This is a genomic window from Enterobacter sp. SA187 (assembly GCF_001888805.2).
Classification (GTDB): domain Bacteria; phylum Pseudomonadota; class Gammaproteobacteria; order Enterobacterales; family Enterobacteriaceae; genus Enterobacter_D.
The window spans coordinates 279,286-303,181 of record NZ_CP019113.1 but is presented as its reverse complement, the minus strand read 5'-3'; the positions used below and the strand labels follow the sequence as shown (position 1 = coordinate 303,181).

Genomic DNA, 23,896 nt, shown 5'->3' with positions numbered 1-23,896 from the left:
TTTATTCTTTCATCACCCCAGGCTGCACCCTCAACTGATTCTCTCCGACCTTTTTCCCGTGCCTGTCTTCGATCCAGTAATTGATCTCCACGTCCTGTTTATCCGCAGGCGTTACCGTCACCTCCTGCACTTTTTGTCCGGAATCAGCAGGAATAGTCAGGGTGGTTTCACCCTTATCCAGCACGCGCCGATCCTGCTTCACCTGCCATTTCAGCTGGCACTGATCGCAGGCAGACCAGGTATCGTTGATCGCCCACAGCCGCACGGTGGCGGGCTGGCCGGGCTGCCACCGGGCGGTGACAGGTTCAATGGACGGCAGCAGCGGCTGATAGGCTTTTTGCAGCGCGTAATAGCCTGCTTTCGGTTTGCGCAGATAGTCCACCACGCCCCAGTTGATGGAAGGCCAGGTCTCGACAAACATAAAATGGAACAGCGCGGTTACCGGCTGGTAACGCTGTCGGCGATAGCTTTCTGCCGCCGTGGCGACCAGTTCCGCCTGATAGGCCTGCGTATTGGCGATCATCTGCTGCAAATTATCGCCGCGCGGGATTTTGGCGAACTTAAAGGTCTGGAAAGGCTGGAAGTTGTGGTATTTCCAGCGCGTCCAGCCAGGATCGTCGGCGGCGGTGGTTTTCGGCCAGCGCACTTCTGGCGGAATAATGGTCTTCAGGGTCGACAGCCGCGGCAGCGCCTGCGCGCCGAATTCAGTAATAATGGCGGTTTTGGCCGGGCCAAGCAGATCGCGGATGGTGCCGAAATACCATCCGGCCCAGTAATGCTCCTCCACCGCAGAAAAGCGGTGCACGATGCGCGAGTTATCGGTCGCCAGCGCATCCGCCACTTTGTCCGTCAGGGCGCGGTTTAAATCCTTATGCCAGTCGGGGAAGCGTTTTTCCATCCACGGCGAGTTCCACGGCGGTTCGTTATGGCCGCCCCAGACGATAATGGCAGGCGAGTTGCCGAACTGCTCCACCATTTCCCGGGTCTGGCGTACCGCGTTGTCGGCGAAGGCGGCACTGTCATCGTAGCCCCATTGCAGCGGCACATCCTGCCAGATCATCAGCCCCATCTCGTCCGCCACCTCATACAGCCCGCGGCCCGCCACATGACCGTGAACGCGGATGGCGTTGGCGTTCATCTCCTCCACCAGCCGGAAATCCCGGCGGTATTTTTCCCGCGTCATGGTGCTGAGCCACGGCGAGCCAATATAGTTAGTTCCCTTGATAAACAACCGTTTACCATTGATAAGCCAGCCTTTATTCTCCGGCTGTTCTTCCACTTTGCGCAGGCCGGTGCGCGTGACGGTGGTATCCATGAGCCCCTGGCTATCCGTCAGCGAGGCGCGTACCCGATATAAATGCGGTTTGCCGGATCCTTTCGGCCACCAGAGCTTTGCGGCCTTCATCGGCAGATCTACCTTCAGCGTACGGGCGCTGCCGTCCGTTTTCTCCAGGGTGACAGGAAATTCCTGCTGAAAGCGCTGGCCGTTAAAATTAGCAGGAGCCGCGTTCAGGCGCAGTGTGGCGCTGCCGCCTTCAAGGGCACGGTAGCGGATCGTCGCCTGCAACGCGGGATTGTCCAGCCCCTGACGCCAGTCCGGGCGCAGGATGATTTCATCAATAGTTGCGCCCCTGCTGAGATGCAGTCTCACCGGTGCCCAGATACCCCCTGAGTTGGCATCCTGCCCCTCCGGCGACCAGGCGCCGCCTGGCCGACTATCGTGCTGATTAAGCACGCCCTTCATCAAGGCTTTATGCAGCGGCCAGATTTTCTTCGGATCTTCGAACGGGCTATCCACTTTTACCGCCAGCTTATTATGACGACGCAGTGATTTAGTGACATCCACCGCGAAGCGCTGGAAATAGCCTTCATGACGGGTCAGCGCCTGACCATTGAGCGTCACATCCGCAAAGTAATCGACGCCGTCAAACACCAGCGTGGCCATGGTATCCGCAGGCTGCGCGGGCAGGGTGAAGGCATGGCGGTACATCAGCGCCCCCTGATGATCGTACCCGGCGCTGTACCAGTTAGCCGGAACCTTTAGCGCCCGCCAGCCCGCGGTGGAGGCGGTGGTGCCATCAAAAGCGCTGTCATTGGCGTCATGCACCTGCCACTGTCCGGCGAGGGACCAGGTCACAGGCACCGTGGTCGCCCGGGCCAGCGGGACGAGGGCGACCAGCAACAGCATGATCTTACGCACCATTTTTTACCTCCTGCGCCCGGCGTTGCAGCCACGCCATAATGCGACTGGCCTCGGCATACAGGCCATCCCGCAGGGTTTTCAGTTCGTCGTCATCCAGCGTCTGCGCATCGCTCTCCAGCCGTTGCAGCAGTTGCGTGAGATGCCCGAAATCCAGCGCCATGGCTTCGCCGCGCAGTTTATGGGCAGCGCGGCGCAGGCCGTCACGATCATGGTTGTTCATGGCCTGCACGATCGTCGCCAGCGCCTCATCCAGTCCCTCGCGGAACAGACCTAATAACTCGTCCACCAGCTCCGCATCGTCGGCGCACTGCTTCAGCAGGCGGGCCTCATCCGGCAGCCCCTGTTCCGGGGGGCGGCAGACACGCAGGATCTCATCCTGCAGCGCGTCCTGGGTGACGGGTTTGGCAATATAGCCGTCAAAGCCCATCGCCAGGCAGCGCTCTTTGTCCCCCTGCATGGCGTGAGCGGTCATGGCGATGGCAGGCTGATGCGTCTGCTGCTCTTCCCGAAGCAGGCGGATGGCGGTTTCGCCGTCCATCTCCGGCATCTGTAAATCAATGAGCAGCACATCCCAGCGGGCCGCGCGCCAGCGTTCCAGCGCTTCACGACCGTTATTCACCACCTCGCACTCATGCCCGAGCCGCTCCAGCAGCCGCCGGGCAACTTTCTGGTTAACGAGATTATCTTCCGCGAGCAATACGTGCAGCCCCTGGCGCGCGGTTTCAGGCGCGGCCTGTGGGGCGGGCGGCGGCGGTGTCTCCTCCGCAGGCGGCACCGGCGCAAGCACGCTGGCGATCACCTGATGTAGTTCGTGCTGCGCAACCGGCTTATGCAGATAGTGGGCAATGCCGATGCGTTTGAGCATTTTGGCGTCGAAATGGCGGCTCATTGAACTGAGCATAATGATATGGCTGTGGCTGGTCTGCGGCAGCACCGACAGCTCCAGCGCCAGGGAGACGCCGTCCATATCCGGCATCTGCGCATCCAGCAGGATCAGCGGCCAGGGCGTTCCCGCCGCCGCCAGTCGCAGGGCGTCGGCGGCGTTATTGACGCAGGTGGGTTGCAGTCCCATCAGGCTAAGCATGGTATCAAGCAGGCGCAGGTTGGTGCTGTTATCATCCACCACCAGTACCCGTTCGCCGTTAAAGCGCGCCAGGGTTGAGCGGCTGGCGGTTGAGGCCTGCTGACTGGTGAGCGGAATGGTGAAGGCAAACTCGCTGCCCGCGCCGGGTTCACTGGTGACCGACAGCTCACCGCCCATGATCTTCACCAGCCTGGCGGAGATGGTCAGCCCCAGCCCGGTGCCACCATAGCGACGGGTGGTTGAGCTGTCGGCCTGGCTGAAGGCTTCAAAAATGGCTTTCTGCTTGTCCGGCGGAATGCCGATGCCGCTGTCGCGCACCCGGAAGCGCCAGTGACCTGCGCTGTCGGCAGGCTCGATGGCCAGCAGCACTTCCCCCTGCGGGGTAAATTTCAGCGCGTTACCCAGTAAATTGGTGAGGATCTGCCGCAGCCGGGTACCGTCCGCCATCAGCACTTCCGGCACCGTAGGGGCAATATCCACCAGCAGTTCGATGCTTTTTTCGCTGGCGGCGGGCATATGCGGGCGGATCAGCGACTGGACGAACGGGCGAATTTCCACCGGCGCTTCGTCCAGCACCACCTTGCCCGCTTCGATTTTAGAGAAGTCGAGAATGTCGTTGATGATATGCAACAGCGACTGGGCCGAGCTCATCACCAGCGAAAGATACTCCCGCTGATCCGCCGTCAGCGGCGTGTCCAGGCAGAGCTGGGTCATGCCTAAAATGCCGTTCATCGGCGTGCGGATCTCATGGCTCATATTGGCGAGAAAGGCGCTTTTCGCCTCGTTCGCCTCGCGCGCGACTTTCGCCGCTTCAATGGCGAGCAGCTCGGCTTCTTTACGCCGGGTAATATCCTGAAGCGTGCCGATAACCCGCTCCGCTTCACGATCGATGGTCATGGTCACCACCTGGCCGGACAGCAGCATCCAGCGCCATCCCTGGTCGGGATGACGCACGCGGATCTCGCACTCGAAGACCGGCATATGATCTTTTTTCGAGGAGGCCAGCGCCTGGCGCAGGGTGGCGCGATCCTCCTCATGCACCAGATTCAGCAGAAAACGCACCGGATGCTGCCACTGCACCCGCGACTGCCCGACCATCGCCAGCAGGGTATCGTTGACCTGCAGGCTATCCTGCGACACCTGCCAGTCCCAGATGCCGATCTGGATCGACTCGGCGGTCAGTAAAAAATCTTCATGCAGCTGGTGGCGGGAACGGCGGGCCTGATCGAGCTGGGTAATGTCGCTGTGCAGGCTGACGATGCCGCCATCCGGCAGGCGCTGATGCTGCACATATAGCTGCCGCTGCCCGGACTGGCGCACTTCATAATGATATTTCTGGCGGCAGTTGCGGATAATGGTTTCACGCAGGCTCTGGCGTTTGGCGGGGTCGATGTTGTACACCGCATCGATAAATTTTTCGGCAAGCTCTTCCAGCGTGGCACCGGCGGTAAGCCAGGGGCCGATCACCGGATAAAGCTGCGTGACCTTATCATTCCAGGCCTGCAGTCGTTCGGCAGAATCATAGATCATCACCGCCACCGGCAGCGCATTCAGATCGAAGCAGGACGATGCGTTCATCATACCTCCTGTGCCCGGTAGTGCAGCTCTGCCTGACGGCGCAGATACTCCAGCCCCGGCGCAATCGCCATCGCCCAGGCGGTGAGGATCTCGTCGTCACACTCGGGATCCCGAAGGTGAACGGTGTTCAGCATCGCCTCGCGCCAGAGGGCAAAAAAGCGCGGCGGCAGACGCAGGCCGTCGTGACTTTGCTCGCGGGCGAGGCGTTCGAGAAAATCCGGTACAAACAGCACGCCGTCCACGGCGAGCATGGCGAAAAACGTTTTGTACATCATCTGCGGCCCTTCCTCATCGGGCTGGCGGGAGAAGTGCAGCTCCGTCTCGGGCGTCATGTGTTTGAAAGCGTCGTAAAAGGCCTGAAAAAAACTCTTTTTATCGTTTTCAGGGATCACCCGGTTGAGGCTCGCCTCAAAGAGATCGCGGTAAAACTTCATGGCGCGGCCCTCGCAGCACGTTCACCCGGCAGGCACAGTCCGGGCGGGTTAAATTCATCCGCCAGACGGCGTGAGAAGTAGCTGTCCTGCTCCATCAGGCCATTTTTAAACAGCGGCCCGGCGTTGTGTTTATAGAGCAGCGCTTCCAGCACCATGGCATTGGTGGAGAGCGTAAGGGATTTGTTGATGTCGCCGGTGGCCTCGACGCGGCCTTCAAACCAGCCCTTCTGCGGATCGTTGAGATGACGGGTCACCGCCATCAGCGCGTCGGTATATTCGGTGTCCCACAGCGTCCATAGGGTAAAGACCGCTTTGGTCGAAACCTGCGACAGCCGCGGATAGTCCCGGCCATCGTCCCCCAGGGTATTCCAGGCGTAGCCGTTACCCCACACGGTATCTTCGACATGCCAGGGCGCCTGGCCGAGTGAAAAATCGGCGCGGGCGGTCAGCACTTTGTCTGTTTCCCAGCGTGATTTCTGGGTGAGCCATACCCGCTCGGCCCGCGTGCGCAGGGTACTCTGGAATTCAGACGGCAGGCCCGGCGGTTCCCAGCCGAATTCCAGCCCCGGCAGCATATAGGGGAGGGTAGTAATGAGCGACGGCTGCCAGGTGGTACGGGGATCCCGGGCGTCAACGGCGAGGCTGCGCTGGTAGATGATGACGTTGCGCGACGGCGGGGTAAAGGCCTTGTCGACCGGGAATCCCCACAGGCGGAACGCGCTGGCGGCATATTCGCTTTCGCCCAGCCGCAATTCTTCGCGCACCACCGGCTGGCCGTTTTGCAGCGACGAGGACCAGAGTTCGCCCTCTTTATCCATCACCGGACAGAAATTCCAGCGCAGGATAATTTTATCCAGATACTCGCGATACTGCGGCGCGCGCTCGGCGGTGAGGCGCAGCGCCAGCATCAGGCGCGCCATATCTCTGGCGGACCAGCCGCTTTTTACCGGTTTTCCGCTGAAGTCGATAAGGGTGGCGCTCTGGGTGGAATAAAGTCGGCCCGGCGTACGCTGCTCGCTGAGCATCAGGCGATTAAGGGTGCCAAGCAGCCGCGTCAGACGGGCATCAAACTCATCCTCCTTAATCAGATCCAGCTCGCGGGCAGCCAGCAGGGCGATCAGCGTGTCGCCCATCTGCCACAGGGTGACGCGAGGTTGTTTATCGCTGCCGTTGACCAGCCCGGTCTGCGGCTGGGTGTTATTGACGAAATAGCGCCAGGCGATGCCCGCCCACTCCTGCTCCTGCGGCGTCAGACGGTCAATACGCGCGCTGCTATGCCAGCCGCCTTTCGTCAGCCAGCGCCATCCCGCCCCGTCGCGACTAAATAGCGCAAAGGCGATAAGCAGGACAATCAAAATTCCCGCCAGCCAGCGGCTCAGGGTTTTAAACATTGCGCCGTCACCGGAGGAAGTTTCACGGGCTCATCCGCCTTACAGGAGGAGCACTGGCAGGCCTGGCACGCAGGTTTAGTGCGCTGGCTGGTGCCGGTCTGTTCGCACCAGGTTTTCACCGCCGGGGTACTCTCCAGGAACGGACGATTCCGTTTGGTGTTGTTCTCCTCAAACTGATCGACAAGTTTCTTCTCCCACAGGGAGGGCGCGAACTGGCGATCTTTCGGGTTATCGCTGTTAAATTGCAGCAGCTTGCCCTCTTTTTTGAACAGCAGCGCCTCCAGCATGATGCCGTTATTGTTGGCGGTGAACTCTTTAATCGGGCCGTCGCCGTTTTCATACAGCCCTTCGTAATAGCCTTTGCCCTCTTCGTTGGCGTTTTCAATGGTGGTGAGTAACCGATCCGTGTAAGGCGAATCCCATAGCGCCCACATGCCGAGGGCCGCTTTTAGCGACACCGCAGCGGTATTAGGAACATATTGTCCTTTATCGGTAATGGTGTTCCAGTTAAAGCCATCGCTGAATACGGTGTCGTAGACAAAGTACGGCGATTTATCGAGCTGGTGCTCCGAACGGGCGGTTAAAATGCCGGTAATGGCGTAGCGGTTCTCCTGCGCCTGATAGACACGGTCGGCGAAGTCTTTCATCCACGCGAGGGAATAATCGCGCGGGCTGTTATCGCGATCCGTCGGGTTATCGAAACCAAACTCCAGGCCGTAAAGCAGGTAGGATTCGGTTACCACATAGTTATGTTGACTGGTACGACGGGGATCGCGTGAATCGTACGGCACCAGCACGCAGTAAATTTCTGCCAGCTCATAGGGTTCCGGTCGGCTTGACTGGCAGGTGCTGAATCCCCATAAACGGAAGCCCGCCGCGCCATATTCCTCATAGCCCAGACGTCCTTCCTGAACATATTTGGGCTGGCCGTTTTCCAGATAAGCGCCGTATAACATGCCGCAGGGATCCACGGCATGGCTGAAGTCCCAGCCCAGCACGATATTATCCACGCTGTTGCCATATTCCGGATAACGCTCTTTGATGACCCTCAACCAGATCAGCATCCTGCCAATGTCCAGCGCTGAAAAGCCGATCTCGCCGGGTTTGTTCTGGTAGTTCACCTTCTGCCCGCTGATGGTGTTGTAGGCCTTGTTAGGGAGTTCATCACGGAACAGCACCAGTTTATTCAGCGTGGCAAGCAATTTGATCATGCGCCGATCGAATTCCGCCTTATCAATAATCCCCAGCTCGCGGGCTGCGGTCATCGCCGCCATATAAGACGCGCTGTCCCACATGGTGGTGGACGGGTATTTGTTTACCGCGTTCACCAGCCCGGTGGTGGGCTGATAGTTGGAGACGAAATATTGCCAGGCGTTTTTCGCGATGGCCATTTCCCGCGCGCTCAGCTCGCCGCTGCGGGGATCGTAGCCGGAAGCAGGCAATTCAGTAGCCGCCCGTGCGCCCGAGATCGCCAGCCAGAACGCCACCAATCCGGCCAAAAGTGGGAAAAAGAACAAGCATTTCAGCTTCATGGCGTAGCTCCTGCTGAAGAAGTGGATCGGGATGCGTCGTTAAAACAGGCCAGGCACAGCATCTGGCCGTGGGCAATGTACGCCAGGCTTTCAAGGACCACCGCATTGGTATCGGCGTCAATCACCTTATTCACGCTGTTATTCAGATTCAGGCCGCGCTGCCAGCCTTTGCCGGGTACCTGTAACGGCTGCACCTGCTGGCGTAACGCCTCGCTCCAGCTGTTGCGGAACAGGGCATACCAGGCAAAGGCGGAGCGGGTGGAGGTGATGGCAGTCTGCTCCGGGGTGGCATCGAGCAGGGCGCTGTTTTGCAACGGCTGGCGATCCGGCAGATCGTTGACGTAGTCCGGCGCAGGCTCGGCATAATCGGTACTGATGGGCGGTTTACGCACCCGCAGGCTGTTGCGGCGCTGCTGAATTTGCATAATGCGCCAGGTGATTTCCGCGCTTTGCGCGTCAAAGCCCAGTTCGAGGCCGGTTAACAGATAGGGCAGGCTAATGAGCGACGGCTGTTTGCCCCAGGGGGTGCGCAACCCTTCGTCCGGCACCATCACGCCATCGATGTCGATCATCTGCTGTCCTTCCGGCGGATTCGTTACCGCCAGCCCGGCGGCGCTGTCGATCAGCCGCAGCGTGTGGCTGGCATACAGCCGGTAGCCGTAGCTGTTGCGCGGCTCGTCTGTGTTCAGCGCCCAGTGATGCAGCGGCGCGGCGGCCTGGGTGGCGGTGCTGGTGACCACCATCGCCCCGGTGTTCCACTGGTTAAAGAGATCGCGAATGGCGGGAGCGTGCTGGGGATAGCGCCACAGCAGCGTTTGCAGGGCGTTCAGCAATCGTCCCATGCCGATGGCGGAGGTATCCGGTTTTCCCAGCATTTTCAGCGTGTCGGCGTGGTAATAAGCGGCGGGCACGCCCTGCGGATTCAGCGGCAACTGACCGAGGGTAAAGAGGGCGGCAGTAACGCGCTCGTCAAACTCGGCGGCAGTCAGAATGTTAAGCTGTTTTGCCGCGCTCAGGGCAAACAGGTAGCTGCCGGTACTCCACAGGCTGAACCAGGGTTCGCGATCGTGGGCGTTCGCCAGGCCATTAGGCTGGGTGTTGTTGACGTAATACTGCCAGGCCACCCGCGCCCAGATCGCCTCATCAAAGGTCAGCTCGCGGGAGGCGGGCAGCGGCGGAAAATCCTTGCTGAGGCTCAGCCCGCCGCTGCTTTCAACGCGCGAGGGCATCTGGTGCTCCACCCATACCACAATGGCAAACCCGAGCAGAAAACCCAGCAGGATGGTGAGATAGCTGCGGGCGGAAAGCAGGGCGTCACGCGTTCTCATTGGCTGGCTTCCTCTTCAGCAGGTGTCCATATGGCGGCGAGGATCAGGGGCAACATGGCGGCGATATTCACCGCGCCCCAGAAAATATTGATCACGTAGCCGGAAGGGTCATCCACCTGGCCGCGCGCCACCTGTATCCCGCCCCAGATCAGCCCCGCCAGGGTTAACACCACGATGGCGATCTGCGGTTTCACCAGATAGAGAAAACGGCCGGTCTGCCGCTCTTTCGGCGTTACGTGGAATTTGATCTGCTCGCCGCGCAGCACGGTATCCAGCGCCCGTAAGTTCATGGAAAAGAAGGAGAGGTAAGAGGCGCGGCCATCCCAGGCGGAAATCCCCCAGGTGCCGAACATAAAGGCCAGCTCCGAGAAAATGAAAAAAGGTAAAAAGTGCAGGTAAAAGGGCGTTGACCAGGCGGAAACCGGCGGAATGCCGGTGAACAGATAAATAATCGGCGAGATCAGAAATACCGTATTCCACACGCAGGCCATGTAAGACCAGAAGGTGGTGGCATACATCAGCGTTTGCGGCAGCGACAGCTTAAAGCGGCGACGGCTGAAGATGTTGTCATGGAAGAGAATATCCAGCGATCCGGCGGCGTATTTAAAGCGCTGGATCATCCACGTCAGCATATCCTGCGGCGAGAGCATTTTGGATTCGATGCGCGGATGCATCACGGAGCGCCAGTTGCGCGCCGCATCGCCGTGCAGCAGGATGGAGGTGTAAATATCTTCCGAGACGTGAAATTTATAGGGCGTCAGCTCTGTATCAAAGGCGACGTGCGGGCGCATGGCATCCTGCAAGGCTTCGCGCGTGGCAGGATCGCGGATGTCGCGGGTGTGGCGGGAAATCTCTTCTTCCACCGTCCATACATAGCTGCGTAACGCCGCCTGCATCACCGCTTCGCGACGGTGAATGGATGCCGCACCGCAACAGAACGCCGCGTTGGCCCAGTTACGCCGCCGCAGGATCACGTCATAAAACATGCGGGGATCGTTGAAAAAGGGATCGCGGCCAATGGTGATCGGGCCGACGATTTTTTGCGCCAGCCAGCCGAGGCCGTAGCCAGGCTTGCCCGCTTTACGCCCCAGCCAGCGCGCCAGGCTTTCCCCTTCCGGCAGGTCGTAAAACCACTGCGGCGTCTGCACCCAGGCGACATCCGGATCGCGGAAATAGCCCAGCGTATGGCTGAGCAGTGTCGGGAAGACCCGCGTGTCCGCATCGCAGATAACAATAAAATCGCCGTCGGTTTGCTCAAGGCCGTTACGCAGATTACCGGCCTTATAACCGATATTGGTCTGACGGGTGATGTAATTGACGCCTTCCTCATCGCAAACGGCTTTCATCTCCGGCCGCCGTCCGTCGTCCAGCACATGCACCTGATAATCGAGCGGAAAGGGGTACTGCATTTTCATCGCATCGCGGATGGACAGCCTGACCAGCTCGACGTCCTCAGAATAGGTGGCGATGAACAGATCCACTTTCACTGGCCGCTGCTCCACCGCGTCTTCAGCCAGCAGACAGTCGTTGATCTCCGCGGGCGGCGGGTTCTGCGGCGGATCCTCTTCTTTCCAGATATTGATGGTAAATAATACTGTGCCGATCCAGGCGAAGGTTTCCGCCAGCACCAGCGGCACGGCGTACCACAGCGCATCGGTATTCAGAGAGGCAGTCCAGCGCCAGTAAATATAATTGCCGCCCAGAATAAGCGCCGCTACCGCTAATACCTGCCAGGTCATCATCACCCAGCGCGGTGTTTTAAGCGGTTCAGGCGGCCTGCGATTTTCAAAACGGGAAAAGTAAAAATCCATAGCGGTGGATATCCTGCTTCCGTGATGATGAATTATTGATGCATTACAGGCACCGGCCTGCCCGGAAAAGTAAAGTCAAAACAAAACGAAAAGTAAATTAAGTGTAGAAGCCCGTAAAAAAGTGTCCAGCAGAATAAATTGCCATAATTTAGCCGGGCTTAACTTACTATCATTGTCACTAAATAAAAAATGAGTGCCGATGAATAATTGCCAGAACCATTTATTTAAGCTAAATAAATAATTTGAAACATTTTTTTGGGATGAGTGTAAGGGAAACCTATGAGCCAGATTGCGCCAGCGCTACCAAAAAAAGAAACTGAAAAATCAGTGTCATGGCGCTATGCGATCCCGGGCAACCGCGATCTGCGTATTGACCTGATGCGTGGCATTGCGCTGGTAATGATGGTGGTGGCGCATACCGAGTTACTCTCTGTTTTTAATATTTTCACCTGGGAACGATTCGGCTTAACTACCGGTGCTGAAGGATTCGTTATTCTTTCAGGATTTATGCTTGGCATGTTAAATCGCGCGCGTCTCCAGAAAGTAGTATTGCTTACTGTATCGTGGGGACTTTATCTCCGGGCATGGAAAATATATCGTGTAAATATCATTATTATAGTTTCCTTCTTATTGCTGGGGTATTTGCCGTTTATCAATGTTTTTGAAGTAACCCATTTTACCGATCGCTTTTCCGGTACCACCTGGTCCCTTTATCCGGTCACACCGCAAATCAAAGAAACCTGGTTTAATATCATTCTCTATTTGCAGATAGGCCCGCATCAGACGCAAATTCTCGGCCTGTATATTTTTTTGTTACTGTTAAGCCCACTATTTCTGGGGATGCTGAGTAAAGGGAAAGTGTACTGGCTGTTAAGCCTTTCACTGCTGGTGTACGGCTGCTGGCAGCGCTGGCCGCTGCGCGTTACGCCGTCCGAATTTGAGTTCGCCTTTCCGCTGCTGGCCTGGCAATTTATCTTTGTGCTGGGCATGTGTAGCGGCTGGTACAAAGAAGAGTTGCTCTCTTTTGCCCGCACGCCCTCCGGCAAAGTGGTGGTGGTTGCCATGGTGGTGATCGCCCTTATCCTCGCTTTTGTCGCCCAGAACCATACCAACCCCTTTATGCCGCACGCCCTGCTGATGCATGTGATTTCCCCTGCCGATTTCAACGCCTTTTATCATACCTGGGCGGCGAAAAACGGCCTCGGGCCGGTGCGGGTGCTGAACGATATTTGTCTGATGGTGACGGTCTATCTGCTGCTCAGCTGGTGCTGGCTGCCGATCTATCGTGTGGCGGGGTGGTTTCTGATCCCGCTGGGACAACGCTCGCTTTATACCTTCATTTTGCATGTCTATGTGGTGCTGCTGGTGAGCCAGTTTGTGACCTTCGATTTATGGCGGCAGGCATGGATCGAAAACACCCTCATTCACGCGGCCGCGCTGGGCGTGTTATGGCTGATGGCGAAATACAACGTCGCCGCTCGCTGGATCCCTAACTAAGGAAAGGCAGTATGCGTGAGAAATTCTTGCTGGCCTGCGCGCTGCTATCGGCCGCCACCGCAACGGCCGCAGCGGAAGCAGACAAAAAAGAGACTTTACGGGATGAAGCCGGCGAACCGGTGCAGGTGGGGGTTTTCACCAGCCGCTGGGGACGGCTTTTCTCCGGTAATGAGGATAAATTTTCCGGGGCGCTGAGCTTCACTTCAGGGCTGAAGGAGCAGAGGATCGCCATTCCTAACAGTTCATCCACGGCGGAGCAGAAAAAGAAATATAACCAGACGCTGAACCTCAGCCTGCAATATTCACCCTACAGCTTCTGGTTCGCTAACGTCACTTCCCGTCTGCCGGTGACGGATACCAGCCGTTACACGGCGGATTTCCGCTACAGTTTTGGCTATGACGACTGGCACGCCAATACCGTTAGCCTGGTCTACAGCAACTATGGCGACAATCACTTCTGGACCTCCGGCAGCCGCCGTAACACCTATTTTGAGCAGGGCGCCGTGACGCTGGCCTATAAATTCTCGCTGCCAAAGCCCGTGGAAAACGCGCTGTTGATCAATAAAGGCGACTCCATTATCTGTCAGGCGGGCTACAGCTGGGTGCCGCGCTATTACGATTTAAGCAGCAACGATATCCGCAAAAACAAAAACGTCATGCTGGGCGGCTGCGGTTATACCTTCAAACAGCATTTCTTCGTGCGCGCCACGGCGTTCTGGTATCCCGACAGCAGTCAGCAGCAGCCGTGGAACGGCGATTACAGCTACAGTTTTGGCTATGCGGGCTATACGCCGGGATCTTTTTCCGTGCAGTACGCCAACTATTCCGGCACGCGTTATCCGGGTCATCAGACCGGCAATGGGAAATTTCGTGAAGGCACGGTCAGCCTTACCTGGTTCTTACCGCTATAGGGGATACCATGTCGCCACAACAGGTTCTGGTTGTTGAAGATTCACCGGTTTACCGTCGTCTGCTGGTGCGGATGCTGGCCCAGTGGGGCTATGCGGTGAGCGAGGCGGAAAACGGCATCGCCGCGCTGCATATTCTGGAAACCCAGCCGGTGAGCATGGTGATCAGCGACTGGGAAATGCCGGAGATGGATGGCCTGACGCTGTGCCGGGAGATCCGTAGCCGCCAGTTTGGTCACTATATTTATGTCATCCTGCTCACCGCGCGGGAAAATACCGGCGATGTGACCCTTGGCTTTGATGCGGGCGCGGATGATTTTCTCAGTAAGCCCGTCGAGCAGGCAGAGCTGCGGGCGCGGCTGCATGCCGGGGCGCGTATTCTGACGCTGGAGGCGACGCTGGCGGCGCACAACACGCGGCTTAGCGAAGCGCTGCGGCAGATTGAACTGGATCTGGAAGCGGCGGCGCGTATTCAGCACTCGGTACTGCCGTCCCACCAGTTGCGCTATCAGGATTTTTTTTCCGACTGGCTGTTTTTGCCCTCGGCCTGGGTATCGGGGGACATTTTCAACGTCTTTCCGCTGGATAACCATCTGGCGTTTTACTGCGTCGATGTTTCGGGCCATGGCGTCGGCGCGGCCATGATGTCCCTTGCCGTTGCGCGCCAGTTTCTGCATGGCCGGGCAGTGGAGCGCTTCTTATTTGCCGATAATGGCGAGGTGGCATCCCCCGCCGATGTGGTGCAGATCCTCAATAGCCGTTTTTGCAGCGAAGAGGCAGAGATCATGAGCTATTTCACGATGATTTATGGCGTCATCGATCTCGACAGCGGCCAGGGACGGCTGTGCCAGGCCGGGCACCCGACGCCCTTTATCATCACTCCGAACGGCGACGCGCGCGCCGTGGGCAACGGCGGCGCGCCTGTAGGCTTAATGCCCGATCTCAGCTGGGAGGACGTGCACTTCTCGCTGGCTGCGGGCGAGCGGCTGTGCCTGTTCAGCGATGGTATTACCGAATGCGAGGATCCGACCGGCACGCAGTTCGGCCCGCAATCTTTACAACACTGGCTGCAAAGCCACACAACTTTGCCGCTGGACGAACTGCTGGCGCAGTTTGGTCAACATTTGATCCGCTGGCGCAACGGTGAAGGCGATGGCGATAACGCGATGGCCGATGATGTTTCACTGCTGCTGATCGAGCGAAAAGGAGAAGCGTAATGCACATTGATACTGAACGACATCTGAACATGAATATCCTCACCCCTTCAATCCGCCGCCTCGACGCCTCCGTTGCCGCGGCCTTCAAAGAGGCGATCATGCGGGAAGTGGGGGAAGATCGTAAGGCGCTGATCATGGATTTCAGCAAAATTGATTTTATCGACAGTAGCGGCCTCGGCACCCTGGTGTCGCTGATGAAAATGATGAACGGCAGGGGAGAAATGGCGCTGTGCAGCATGAACGCCGGGATCCGCAATATGTTTACCCTCACGCGTATGGATCGTATTTTCCGCATCTGCGCCGATCGCGCAGCGGCCGTCGAGCAGCTGAACCATGGCGGATAAACAGCGTTTTGCGGCGTCGCTCCGCTCGCTTACGCCGCTGGCCGGGTGGCTGGCAAACCATATGGCGGATCTGCCGGTGCAGGAGGAGTGGCAGTTCGCCCTTGATTTAGCCGCCTGCGAGGCGGCCACCAATATCATTCGTTATGCCCTGCACGAGGACGACAGCCGATCCTTTAGCGCCGAATTTACCGCCACGGACGAAGAGGTCTGCCTGCGCTTTACCGACAGCGGCGACGCCATGCCTGACGGGCTGATTGAGGCGGCGCGCGCGACAGACTTTGCGGAGATGTCGCCGCTGATGGAAAGCGGCCGGGGACTGAAGCTGATCCTGCTGTGCGTCGATACTTTCGATTACGCGCGCGAGGCAGACCGCAATATCACCACGCTGATAAAAAAGGTGGAAGGTTAAATCGGCTCCCGCTCCAGCCAGAAAATCAGGCGGGAAAATATCTCGTTCTGCATGGCCACCTTGTTGTACATCATGTAGGTACGCACCCCGTTCAGCTCAAAATCTGTCGCCAGTTCTCGTAGGGGATACAGATGCCGACTCTGTTCATACAGCCAGGCCGGAATAATGCCCAGCGTATCGGTATGGGCTACCACCGCGGGAATACTCTGCACTGAAAAACTGCTGTAGCGCACCTGACGTTCGCCGAACTGACTTTCCACGGTGGCCAGCGTTGACTGCAATCCCAGCCGTTTGGTGTTGAGCACGGCGAATTTCTCCAGCCGGGCTTCGGCGGCGCTGATCTGGCTGCCGAGGCGGGGATGATCGCGTCGGCAGATCACACTGAGCTTTTCGTCGAGGATCGCCGTGGTGACGATGGCTGAATGAAAGACAGGCTCCACATCAAACACCAGATCGACATCGCGCTGCAAAAGCAGCACGTCCGGCGTGTCCTGGGCGCGTATCACATCCCGGTGCACGATCCGGCAGCCGGGGGCGTTGAGTTCGGCCCATTGCACAATGCGTGGAATAACGCGCGTCGCAAACCAGGCGCTACAGTGGATAACCAGTAAATCTTTGGTGGTGGCGTTCGCCAGCGCCTCCAGCGAACTTAGCAGGCCGCTGTACTGTTTCGCGATCTGCAAATGAATAGTTTCCGCCATAGTAGTGGGTGTCAGACTCTGCCCATTACGCACAAACAGCGGATCGGAGAAATAGACGCGTAATTTCTGCAAAGACTTACTGATAAAGGCCGGGGAACAATTAAGCGCCTCCGCCGCGCGCGTTACGCTGCTGTGTTTATAAATCTCATTGAATATTCCCAGCAGTTTGAAATCAAAATTAACGCCGATTACCGATTTTTTGCACATCTACTGTTCCTTCAGAGGTAGGCTGGTGGTCAGCTTTCATCAATGAAAGCTATCATTTAAGTAACATCTCCTGGCGTGAAACATTCCGGTTTTCACGAGCCATAAAAGATAGATTTTTAAACAATGTAAGAAAGTTGTTGCGGTTTTAACATTTTTAATTTGTTGTTTATTAAGGGTTAAATAAGAAATTGCTCTTTTTTATTCCATATGCAGGCATACTTAACCCGGCGGTAAAAATCTTATTACCCTGACGAATCTTTCGGCCTGGTCATTTCTGTAACATAATTCCCTGAACACTCAGTTTATATTATCTGGAACAATTTCGTTAATACCTAACCTGTATCTTGTTTAAATATTTCCTGTGGTTATTTGTCTGCGCTTTTTTAAATCATTTATTCAGATATTTATCAAGTTAATGAATTGACAACGCGTGCCCGTTTAAAGGTCGATTATGAATAAATACCGTTTATATCAACACGCCATTATTATGATGGCAGGCTTATTCCCGTTATTCCCCTGCGTCGTTCATGCCACCGGTATGGTTCCTGAAACAACAGCGCTGTTAATTGATGAAGAAAAAGGCGGCGCGAGCATGAACGTAAAAAATACCGACAATAAAGCGGCGCTGCTTTATACCACCGTTCAGGAGCCAGACGGCACGCCAGCGCAGGACGCGACTCTCGTCGTTACCCAGCCGATTGTGCGGCTGGAAGCCGGGCAGACTCAGCGGGTGCGCTTTGTGCTGAATACCACCGCGCCTTTAAAAGTGGAGCAGTACAAGCGGGTAATTTTTGAGGGGATCCCGCAGGCAAAAGCGCCGGGTAAAAAACAGATCACCACCACCATTCGCCAGAATCTGCCGGTAATTATTCACCCAAAAGGCCTGCCGGTATTAACCACGCCCTGGGAAAAGCTGGAGTGGTCGGCCGCAGGAAGCACCCTGACAGTCACTAATCCCGGCGCTTATGTGGTACGTCTCTCGCCGCAAGTGGTGATGCAGCCGTCTGGCGTGACGGGCAGCCTCGGAAAAACCTGGATCCTGCCGGGTGAAACGCTCTCCATCTCGCTGAAATCACCCACCACCGATAAACAGGTGAAGCTTTTCCCCGCTTCCCGCTATGGCTTTGACGTCGGCAGCTATATCGCCATTGTGAAATAGCCCGTGCAGATGAGAAAGGATCCACTGTTGCTGATGAGCACTGTGCTGGCCTGCGGGGTGTTCAGCGCAATGGCAGCGTGCGCCGCGTCTGAAGGCGTTTCACCGACGAACGGCAGCGAAGCCGCGCTGGAGTTCGATCTGCAGATCCTGCGTCAGCGCGGTGTCGACCCGGCGGTAGCGGGCTATTTCTCCCGCCGTGCCCGCTTTGCGCCAGGCAGGAAGACGGTAGATGTGTCCCTTAACGGCAGGCGCGTCGGCAGTATTGCCGTGCTGTTTAACGATAACGGCGATCCCTGCGTGGATCGGGCGCTGCTGGAGGCTCTCCGCCTGAAAGCGCCTGCATCGGACAAGGGCGACCGCTGTTATGACTATGCCAGTGCCTTTCCCGGCACCCTGTTTACCCTGTTGCCGACGGAAGATCGCATTGAGATGGTCACGCCGCCGGAGGCGCTGTTGCCGCTGTCCGGGACAGCGGAAAATTATGCCACCGGCGGCACGGCGGCGCTGCTTAACTATTCCCTGTTTACCAGCAGCAGCCAGACGGACGGCGGGCGATACGACTACCGCCAGGGCACGTTTGAAAGCGGGCTGAATTTCCACGACTGGCTGGTGCGCAGCAAGCAGATGGTCAGCCAGTCCGACGGAAAAATGAACAGTGACCGGCTCTACACCTACGCCCAGCATACCTTTACCGGCATCAAGAAAATCGCCCAGCTGGGGCAGATCAACGTCGGCAGCACGCTATTTTCCGGCAGCGCCATTAACGGCGTTCAGTTGGTACCGGCAACGACGCTGGACAACGACACGGGGAGCGGGGTGACGGTGAGCGGGCTGGCGCAGATGCCGCAGGCGCGCGTGGATATTAAGCAGTCCGGCGCGCTGATTTTTTCGACGCTGGTTCCGGCAGGGCCCTTCACCCTGAAGGACGTTCCGGTGATCAGCGCCAATACCGATCTGCACGTCTCGGTGACGGAAACCAGCGGCGCGGTGAATACTTTTATTGTCTCCGCCGCCAGCTTTTCCAGCCGACTGCCTGGCAGACCGCAAGGGCTGTCGATGGCGCTCGGGACGCTGCGGGACGTGGAGACGCCGTTCGATAAACCCTGGCTGGCGACCTTTTCAAACGGCTGGCAGATCACCGATCGCTTCAATCTGTCTGCGGGGCTGACGACCGCCAACAAATATCAGGCGCTGGCGGCAGGGGGGATCTGACGCCGGTAAAGGATCTGCTGCTGAATGCCCGCCTGCTTCGCGCCCGCGATCGGCTCAATAGCAATCAGGGGCAACAGCTGACGGCCTCGGTCAGCTACATGACGCCGTTTCGCCTGAACCTGAGCCTGTCCGGCACGCAGAACAGCCGGGGCTACCGGGATTTGCAGGATACTTTCAGCGAGGGGGAAGCGCTCCATACCAGGCATGACTACGCCCTGTCACTGGGCTGGTCGCATCAACTGACGGGCAGCTTTTCGCTGGGGTATTCCCGTTCGTCTGGATTTGACGCCAGCAGCGACGCCACGCGCCTGACCGCTTCCTGGAGCAAAACCTTCAGCCGGGCCTCGGTAAATCTTAGCTGGCAGCATGAAATCGACCGGGACTCCGGGCGTTATGCCAGCGCGGCTTACCAGAGCGGCGGCGACACCTTATACCTCAATGTCAGCATTCCGTTTGGCGCACAGAGCCTCAACCTCTCCGCCCATGACGACGGCAGCAGTACCCGCTTTGGTGCGCAGACGGCGGGCAAAATAACGCCACAGGTCGGCTACAACCTGTCGGCGGAAACTACAGACAACCACGGCGAACGCCGCATAAACGGCGGCCTGACCGCCAATCTGCGCTACGTCCAACTTGGCCTTAACGCCGGGACGAGCGGGCATAACAGCCGCAACAGCTCGGCGACGCTCGATGGCGGCATGGTAGCCCACGCGGGCGGGCTGACCTTCTCGCCTTACGCCGTGCAGGAAACCTTCGGCATCGCCACCCTCGATATACCCATGTCAGGCGTGGAAATCAGCACGCCGCAGGGCACGGTATGGACCGATCGCTGGGGCAACGCCGTGGTGCCGTCCCTCGCTGCTTATCAACGCTCAAACGTCATGGTGAACACTGAATCGCTGCCGAAAAACGTCGACATCAGTAACGGTATGAGGACGGTGAGCGCCGGGCACGGCTCGGTAAGCCAGTTGCAGTTTGGCGTGCTGGCGGTGCGCCGCGTGATGCTGACGCTGATCATGCCGGACGGCAGACCGGTAAACAAAGGCACGGCGATTTTCAATGCCGCCGGGCAGTACGTCACCACTGCGGTAGAGGACGGCGTGGTCTTTATCGTCGATGTGGAAAACAGCGGTGAGCTCTACGCGCCGGTCGATGACGCGGGCCACCAGTGTCGTCTGATCTTTGCGCCCGGCGATGAGCCGGATCTGGACGCATTTTACGAACACGCCCGCGCAACCTGCGTGGCGGGAGAAGCTTTATGAGATCGAAACTGACCGTGCCTGCCGTCGCGCTGCTCCTGCTGAGCAGCACGGCGCGGGGCGACATCAACAACTGCGTAATGCAGCTCTCGCCGCTGGAGCATGACTACGGCGATCTGACCCGCGATCGTCAGACGTTTATTACCACGCCGCAGGGAAAGGTTGCACAGCTTAGTGAACGCCGTAGCAACCTGAGCGTCACTTGCCCGGAAAAAGCGCTAATGCGGCTGCGCTTCACCGGCGACAGCCATGCTGACGGCAGCTTTCGCTTTGGCAGCAAGGGCAGGCTGAACGTGACTATCGGAGAGGCGGTACTGGATGGCAACCCGATGTTGTTAACCAGAACCACGCCCCAGGGCGACGCCGTGGCCGCCAGCCACAGCCTGCGCGCGGCGGATGAAATCATCCCCGGCAATAGCAGCGTACAGGGTCACAACCTCAACCTCACCCTGACTATCACGCCATACCTTGCCGGGGCGGCGTTTGTGGTCCCGGACACTCAGCTACAGGAGGAACTTATCCACATCGAACTACTGAACACGCAGTAATGGAAAAGGGCAGTCGCCCGCCAGTGTATTCATAACAAGCAAGAGATGGAGCAATAAACCATGGAAATGAAGTCCGTTCTGAAAACCACCGCGTTAGGCGTCCTGATGATGACCGCGATGACCGCGCAGGCCTTGCCGGTCAATACCAATCTGATCGTCAAAGGCACCATTACGCCTGCCGCCTGCGTGCCGACGCTGGCTAACAACGGTGTTATCGACTTTGGGGACACCTCCGCCGGAAGACTGCCAGAAAATGGCAGCCTGGCGCTGGAAGCAAAAAGCCTGACCGCCACAGTAACCTGCGCCAGCGCCGCCAGCGTGGCGATGACCTTTAAAGATAACCGTGCGGATACCGTTTCGCTGGTCGGCGGTGAAAGCACGAAAGCGGAACAGGCGTTTGGGCTGGGTAACGCCGGGGGGATCAATATTGGTTCGTACGGTATAAAAATCACCCATATCACGGGCGACAGCGCCGATGGCGTGGTGCTGCACAGTAGCGATAAAGAGAGCTGGTCCAAATTGGCGTCGACGGAATTCGTCAATAACAACGCCGTCCCGCAATATCTGACTTTTGGGCTCAGCGGCAACAATGTGCCGAAAGAAGCGAAAGTGCTCACCTTCGATCTGCAGGTCATCCCGGCGCTGAATTCAGCTTTAAAAGACATTTCTGAAGCAGTAAACCTTGATGGCAATGCCACCCTCAGCTTTGAGTACCTGTGAGGCGCGCGGAATTCCGGCAACTCACCAGATAAAAGGAATCGATTAATATGGAAAATAACTCAATGAAAACCCTACTGAAAGCCACTGCTCTGGCAGGCATGATGCTGACAGCCTCCGCAGGCGCAGCCATTGATGATAATACGCTGCAAGTGACGGGAACTGTGACGCCAGCATCCTGCCTCCCGGCACTGTCGAACGGGGGTGAAGTCAATTTTGGCAATACGATTTCGGAAAAGCTGACGCAAAAGGATAACCAGCTGCCGCCTAAGACCCTCACTTTTACCATCACCTGCGACCATGCGGCGAAAGTATCCCTGCATATGGTTGACAATAACACCGTGGGTCACCGGCTGATGGTCATTAAAAATGCTTACCATAATGATGACGACAATAATGAGGCCGCCTACCAGTTCGGCATCGGCAAAAACAGCAAAGGCGATGCCGTGGGCGCGTACAGCGTGACAATCGCCGGCAGTCCTGTGGTGAATGGTGACGCCACCAACGTTATTGTCTCCGCTGGCGGCGTCTGGGGGTATAGCCAGACTCATGCGTTTACCAACGGGACTGGTGTTAACGCTTTACTGAGCGTGGCAAAACCTGATGGTGAAATTATCCCGATGGCCTTTAAGGTTCTGGAAATGACGCTGAGAATTAATGCGGCCGTGGCCTCTAACACGGATGTGGAGATGACCGACGCCATTGAGTTTGACGGCAGCTCCACTATCGTAATGACTTACCTGTAATTCTCCGGAATATCGCCCTGCGGCAGGCTGATTAATACCTGCCGCTTTCTTTTTCCCGCCCCGTAGTCACCACGCGTTCATATCGGTATGCTAAATTCGACCCAATAAAAACAACACACCGAGCCAATGTCATGGATAAAGCACTCCTGGATGCGGGCTACCGCCTCTACAGCGGTCAGCAAATAGATGTCTATTTCAATACCGCACTCTGTCAGCATGCCGGAAAGTGCGTACGCGGCAGCGCGGCGCTTTTCGATCTGAAACGCAAACCCTGGATCATGCCGGATGAAGTGGATGCGGCAACGGTCACACGCATTATCGACACCTGCCCGAGCGGTGCACTTCAGTACCGCCAGAAAAAAGAGAGTGAATAATGGAAATCCTTGAAGGCCATAATAAATTTTATGTGAATAATGCCGACGGCGAGCAGATCGCGGAAATCGTTTTCGTCCCGACCGGCGAGCATTTAAGCATTATCGAACATACCGATGTCGACCCGAGCCTGAAAGGTCAGGGCGTCGGCAAACAGCTGGTGGCGCGCGTGGTTGAAAAAATGCGTCAGGAAGAGCGAAAAATTATCCCGCTCTGCCCGTTTGCCAAACATGAGTTTGATAATACCCGCGAGTATGACGATATCCGCGCCTGATAGTACGCATGTGAGTATGCAATGCGAAGTCATCGGCGTCTGAATATATAAAGCCCGCATAATGCGGGCTCTTAAATTTCAGTTACAGGTTAAGCGCAATTCGCTTACCGTCTGGCAGGGTAACATCTAACGTTAACTCTCCGCCCAGCGCCGTAACATAGCGCTTGAGTGTAGAAAGTTTCGGGTCATTATCGATCTTCTCCATCTTAACGACAGAAGGCTGGCTTACGCCCAGCGCGGCGGCGAGTTGTGTCTGCGAGACGTTTAGCTCTTCGCGCAGTTTCGCTAAGGTAATTTCCTGACGTATTTCAGCGGCACGCGCCTTTATGCGATCACGGCTTTCTGGAGAGCGTTTAGCCATCATTTCTTTAAGCGTCGCCATTTTCTTTAACCTCCGGTGATTTCAGATGCGATTTGAACTCAGCATCGGCAATCTTAATCATACGTTTATAGAAGATTTTATCCGTTTCACCTTTCTTATCTGCCGCGCATAACACAATCGCTTTTCGCTGCGGATCAAATGCGAAGAATGCCCGGAATGGATGCCCCGCAACCTGTACGCGAAGTTCCTTCATGTTCTGGTATTGCGATCCCTTGATCTGGTCTACCTGTGGTCGTCCTAAGTGTGGACCATCCTCTTCGAGAATGACGAAGTGGGCTAAAATTTCTTCCTGTACTTCCTCGGTCTGTTCCTCAAACCACCTATCAAACAGCTTTCGCGTAATGATTTCCCACACCAATTCCCTTATCTCCTATAACCTGCGGGTTATAAAATTTTATAACCCACAGGTTATAATGGCAAGTGATTTCCCATAAAATAGCCTCCTTTAAAGATTTATAATGATTCTCATGAATGCATTCCCGATATTTAGTAAAAAGCCATAACATTATTATCTGATGTCCTTTTCTTTTATTGATTATTCCTCTGACCCGCTGCACTGCGCTGGTACAAATATGGTCGACTT

Annotated in this window: 23 protein-coding genes; 13 read left to right on the top strand and 10 right to left on the bottom strand. The window is 56.9% G+C overall.

Annotation, left to right across the window (positions count from 1 at the left end):
• Position 1: 1 nt before the first annotated feature.
• From BMF08_RS01450 to BMF08_RS01420, 7 genes are read right to left on the bottom strand one after another with little or no spacing between them, the layout of a single operon-like run.
• Positions 2 to 2,203 (bottom strand): glycoside hydrolase family 2 protein, encoded by a 2,202-nt coding sequence (locus BMF08_RS01450; RefSeq protein ID WP_072569848.1) that lies wholly within the window; start codon positions 2,201 to 2,203, stop codon positions 2 to 4.
• The gene (locus BMF08_RS01445) at positions 2,193 to 4,865 is read right to left on the bottom strand and encodes a hybrid sensor histidine kinase/response regulator (RefSeq protein ID WP_072569849.1); all 2,673 of its coding nucleotides are present in this window, start codon (positions 4,863 to 4,865) and stop codon (positions 2,193 to 2,195) included. The genes BMF08_RS01450 and BMF08_RS01445 overlap by 11 nt, the downstream gene beginning before the upstream one ends.
• A complete protein-coding gene (locus tag BMF08_RS01440; RefSeq protein ID WP_072569850.1) occupies positions 4,865 to 5,299 on the bottom strand; it encodes a globin in 435 nt (144 codons plus the stop codon). Before BMF08_RS01440 ends, BMF08_RS01445 begins: the two co-directional genes overlap by 1 nt.
• Positions 5,296 to 6,690, bottom strand: a complete 1,395-nt coding sequence (locus tag BMF08_RS01435) for a DUF3131 domain-containing protein (RefSeq protein ID WP_072569851.1) — start codon at positions 6,688 to 6,690, stop codon at positions 5,296 to 5,298. Before BMF08_RS01435 ends, BMF08_RS01440 begins: the two co-directional genes overlap by 4 nt.
• Positions 6,675 to 8,222 (bottom strand): DUF3131 domain-containing protein, encoded by a 1,548-nt coding sequence (locus BMF08_RS01430; RefSeq protein WP_072569852.1) that lies wholly within the window; start codon positions 8,220 to 8,222, stop codon positions 6,675 to 6,677. The genes BMF08_RS01435 and BMF08_RS01430 overlap by 16 nt, the downstream gene beginning before the upstream one ends.
• The gene (locus BMF08_RS01425) at positions 8,219 to 9,550 is read right to left on the bottom strand and encodes a DUF3131 domain-containing protein (protein WP_072569853.1); all 1,332 of its coding nucleotides are present in this window, start codon (positions 9,548 to 9,550) and stop codon (positions 8,219 to 8,221) included. Before BMF08_RS01425 ends, BMF08_RS01430 begins: the two co-directional genes overlap by 4 nt.
• Positions 9,547 to 11,361 (bottom strand): glycosyltransferase, encoded by a 1,815-nt coding sequence (locus BMF08_RS01420; RefSeq protein WP_072569854.1) that lies wholly within the window; start codon positions 11,359 to 11,361, stop codon positions 9,547 to 9,549. The genes BMF08_RS01425 and BMF08_RS01420 overlap by 4 nt, the downstream gene beginning before the upstream one ends.
• A 279-nt stretch (positions 11,362 to 11,640) precedes the next feature.
• Between BMF08_RS01420 and opgC the strand changes: the two genes are divergently transcribed.
• From opgC to BMF08_RS01395, 5 genes are read left to right on the top strand one after another with little or no spacing between them, the layout of a single operon-like run.
• On the top strand, positions 11,641 to 12,858 hold the full coding sequence (gene opgC, locus BMF08_RS01415; protein ID WP_072569855.1) for an OpgC domain-containing protein: 1,218 nt from the start codon (positions 11,641 to 11,643) through the stop codon (positions 12,856 to 12,858).
• Positions 12,859 to 12,869: 11 nt separating this feature from the next.
• The gene (locus BMF08_RS01410; RefSeq protein WP_072569856.1) at positions 12,870 to 13,769 is read left to right on the top strand and encodes a hypothetical protein; all 900 of its coding nucleotides are present in this window, start codon (positions 12,870 to 12,872) and stop codon (positions 13,767 to 13,769) included.
• 8 nt (positions 13,770 to 13,777) lie between these two features.
• On the top strand, positions 13,778 to 14,983 hold the full coding sequence (locus BMF08_RS01405) for a PP2C family protein-serine/threonine phosphatase (RefSeq protein ID WP_072569857.1): 1,206 nt from the start codon (positions 13,778 to 13,780) through the stop codon (positions 14,981 to 14,983).
• The gene (locus BMF08_RS01400) at positions 14,983 to 15,327 is read left to right on the top strand and encodes an STAS domain-containing protein (RefSeq protein WP_072569858.1); all 345 of its coding nucleotides are present in this window, start codon (positions 14,983 to 14,985) and stop codon (positions 15,325 to 15,327) included. The genes BMF08_RS01405 and BMF08_RS01400 overlap by 1 nt, the downstream gene beginning before the upstream one ends.
• The gene (locus BMF08_RS01395) at positions 15,317 to 15,736 is read left to right on the top strand and encodes an ATP-binding protein (protein ID WP_072569859.1); all 420 of its coding nucleotides are present in this window, start codon (positions 15,317 to 15,319) and stop codon (positions 15,734 to 15,736) included. Before BMF08_RS01400 ends, BMF08_RS01395 begins: the two co-directional genes overlap by 11 nt.
• Here BMF08_RS01395 and BMF08_RS01390 read toward each other — a convergent pair.
• Entirely contained in the window at positions 15,733 to 16,644 is a 912-nt protein-coding gene (locus BMF08_RS01390) for a LysR family transcriptional regulator (RefSeq protein WP_072569860.1), read from the bottom strand. The genes BMF08_RS01395 and BMF08_RS01390 overlap by 4 nt on opposite strands.
• 451 nt (positions 16,645 to 17,095) lie before the next feature.
• On the opposite strand from BMF08_RS01390, the gene BMF08_RS01385 reads away from it, so the two are divergent.
• The 8 genes from BMF08_RS01385 (at position 17,096) to BMF08_RS01350 (ending at position 22,931) form a co-directional block, all read left to right on the top strand.
• Positions 17,096 to 17,803, top strand: a complete 708-nt coding sequence (locus BMF08_RS01385; RefSeq protein ID WP_072569861.1) for a fimbria/pilus chaperone family protein — start codon at positions 17,096 to 17,098, stop codon at positions 17,801 to 17,803.
• Between the two features lie 33 nt (positions 17,804 to 17,836).
• Positions 17,837 to 19,015, top strand: coding sequence for a fimbria/pilus outer membrane usher protein (locus tag BMF08_RS21410; RefSeq protein ID WP_158684868.1), 1,179 nt, complete (start codon positions 17,837 to 17,839; stop codon positions 19,013 to 19,015).
• Positions 19,016 to 19,113: 98 nt separating this feature from the next.
• On the top strand, positions 19,114 to 20,277 hold the full coding sequence (locus BMF08_RS21405) for a fimbria/pilus outer membrane usher protein (RefSeq protein ID WP_083580963.1): 1,164 nt from the start codon (positions 19,114 to 19,116) through the stop codon (positions 20,275 to 20,277).
• Positions 20,274 to 20,822 (top strand): hypothetical protein, encoded by a 549-nt coding sequence (locus BMF08_RS01370; RefSeq protein WP_072569862.1) that lies wholly within the window; start codon positions 20,274 to 20,276, stop codon positions 20,820 to 20,822. The genes BMF08_RS21405 and BMF08_RS01370 overlap by 4 nt, the downstream gene beginning before the upstream one ends.
• Before the next feature lie 60 nt (positions 20,823 to 20,882).
• Positions 20,883 to 21,542, top strand: coding sequence for a DUF1120 domain-containing protein (locus BMF08_RS01365; RefSeq protein WP_072569863.1), 660 nt, complete (start codon positions 20,883 to 20,885; stop codon positions 21,540 to 21,542).
• Between the two features lie 62 nt (positions 21,543 to 21,604).
• The gene (locus BMF08_RS01360; protein WP_158684867.1) at positions 21,605 to 22,285 is read left to right on the top strand and encodes a DUF1120 domain-containing protein; all 681 of its coding nucleotides are present in this window, start codon (positions 21,605 to 21,607) and stop codon (positions 22,283 to 22,285) included.
• A 131-nt stretch (positions 22,286 to 22,416) separates the two neighbouring features.
• Positions 22,417 to 22,659, top strand: a complete 243-nt coding sequence (locus BMF08_RS01355; RefSeq protein ID WP_072569865.1) for a (4Fe-4S)-binding protein — start codon at positions 22,417 to 22,419, stop codon at positions 22,657 to 22,659.
• Positions 22,659 to 22,931 (top strand): GNAT family N-acetyltransferase, encoded by a 273-nt coding sequence (locus BMF08_RS01350; RefSeq protein ID WP_072569866.1) that lies wholly within the window; start codon positions 22,659 to 22,661, stop codon positions 22,929 to 22,931. Before BMF08_RS01355 ends, BMF08_RS01350 begins: the two co-directional genes overlap by 1 nt.
• Positions 22,932 to 23,013: 82 nt before the next feature.
• On the opposite strand, the gene BMF08_RS01345 is transcribed toward BMF08_RS01350, so the two are convergent.
• Together BMF08_RS01345 and BMF08_RS01340 are read right to left on the bottom strand one after the other, a co-directional pair.
• Positions 23,014 to 23,313 (bottom strand): helix-turn-helix domain-containing protein, encoded by a 300-nt coding sequence (locus BMF08_RS01345; RefSeq protein ID WP_072569867.1) that lies wholly within the window; start codon positions 23,311 to 23,313, stop codon positions 23,014 to 23,016.
• Positions 23,300 to 23,668: a type II toxin-antitoxin system RelE/ParE family toxin gene (locus BMF08_RS01340; protein WP_072569868.1), complete on the bottom strand. Its 369-nt coding sequence runs from the start codon at positions 23,666 to 23,668 to the stop codon at positions 23,300 to 23,302. The genes BMF08_RS01345 and BMF08_RS01340 overlap by 14 nt, the downstream gene beginning before the upstream one ends.
• Between the last annotated feature and the right edge of the window lie 228 nt (positions 23,669 to 23,896).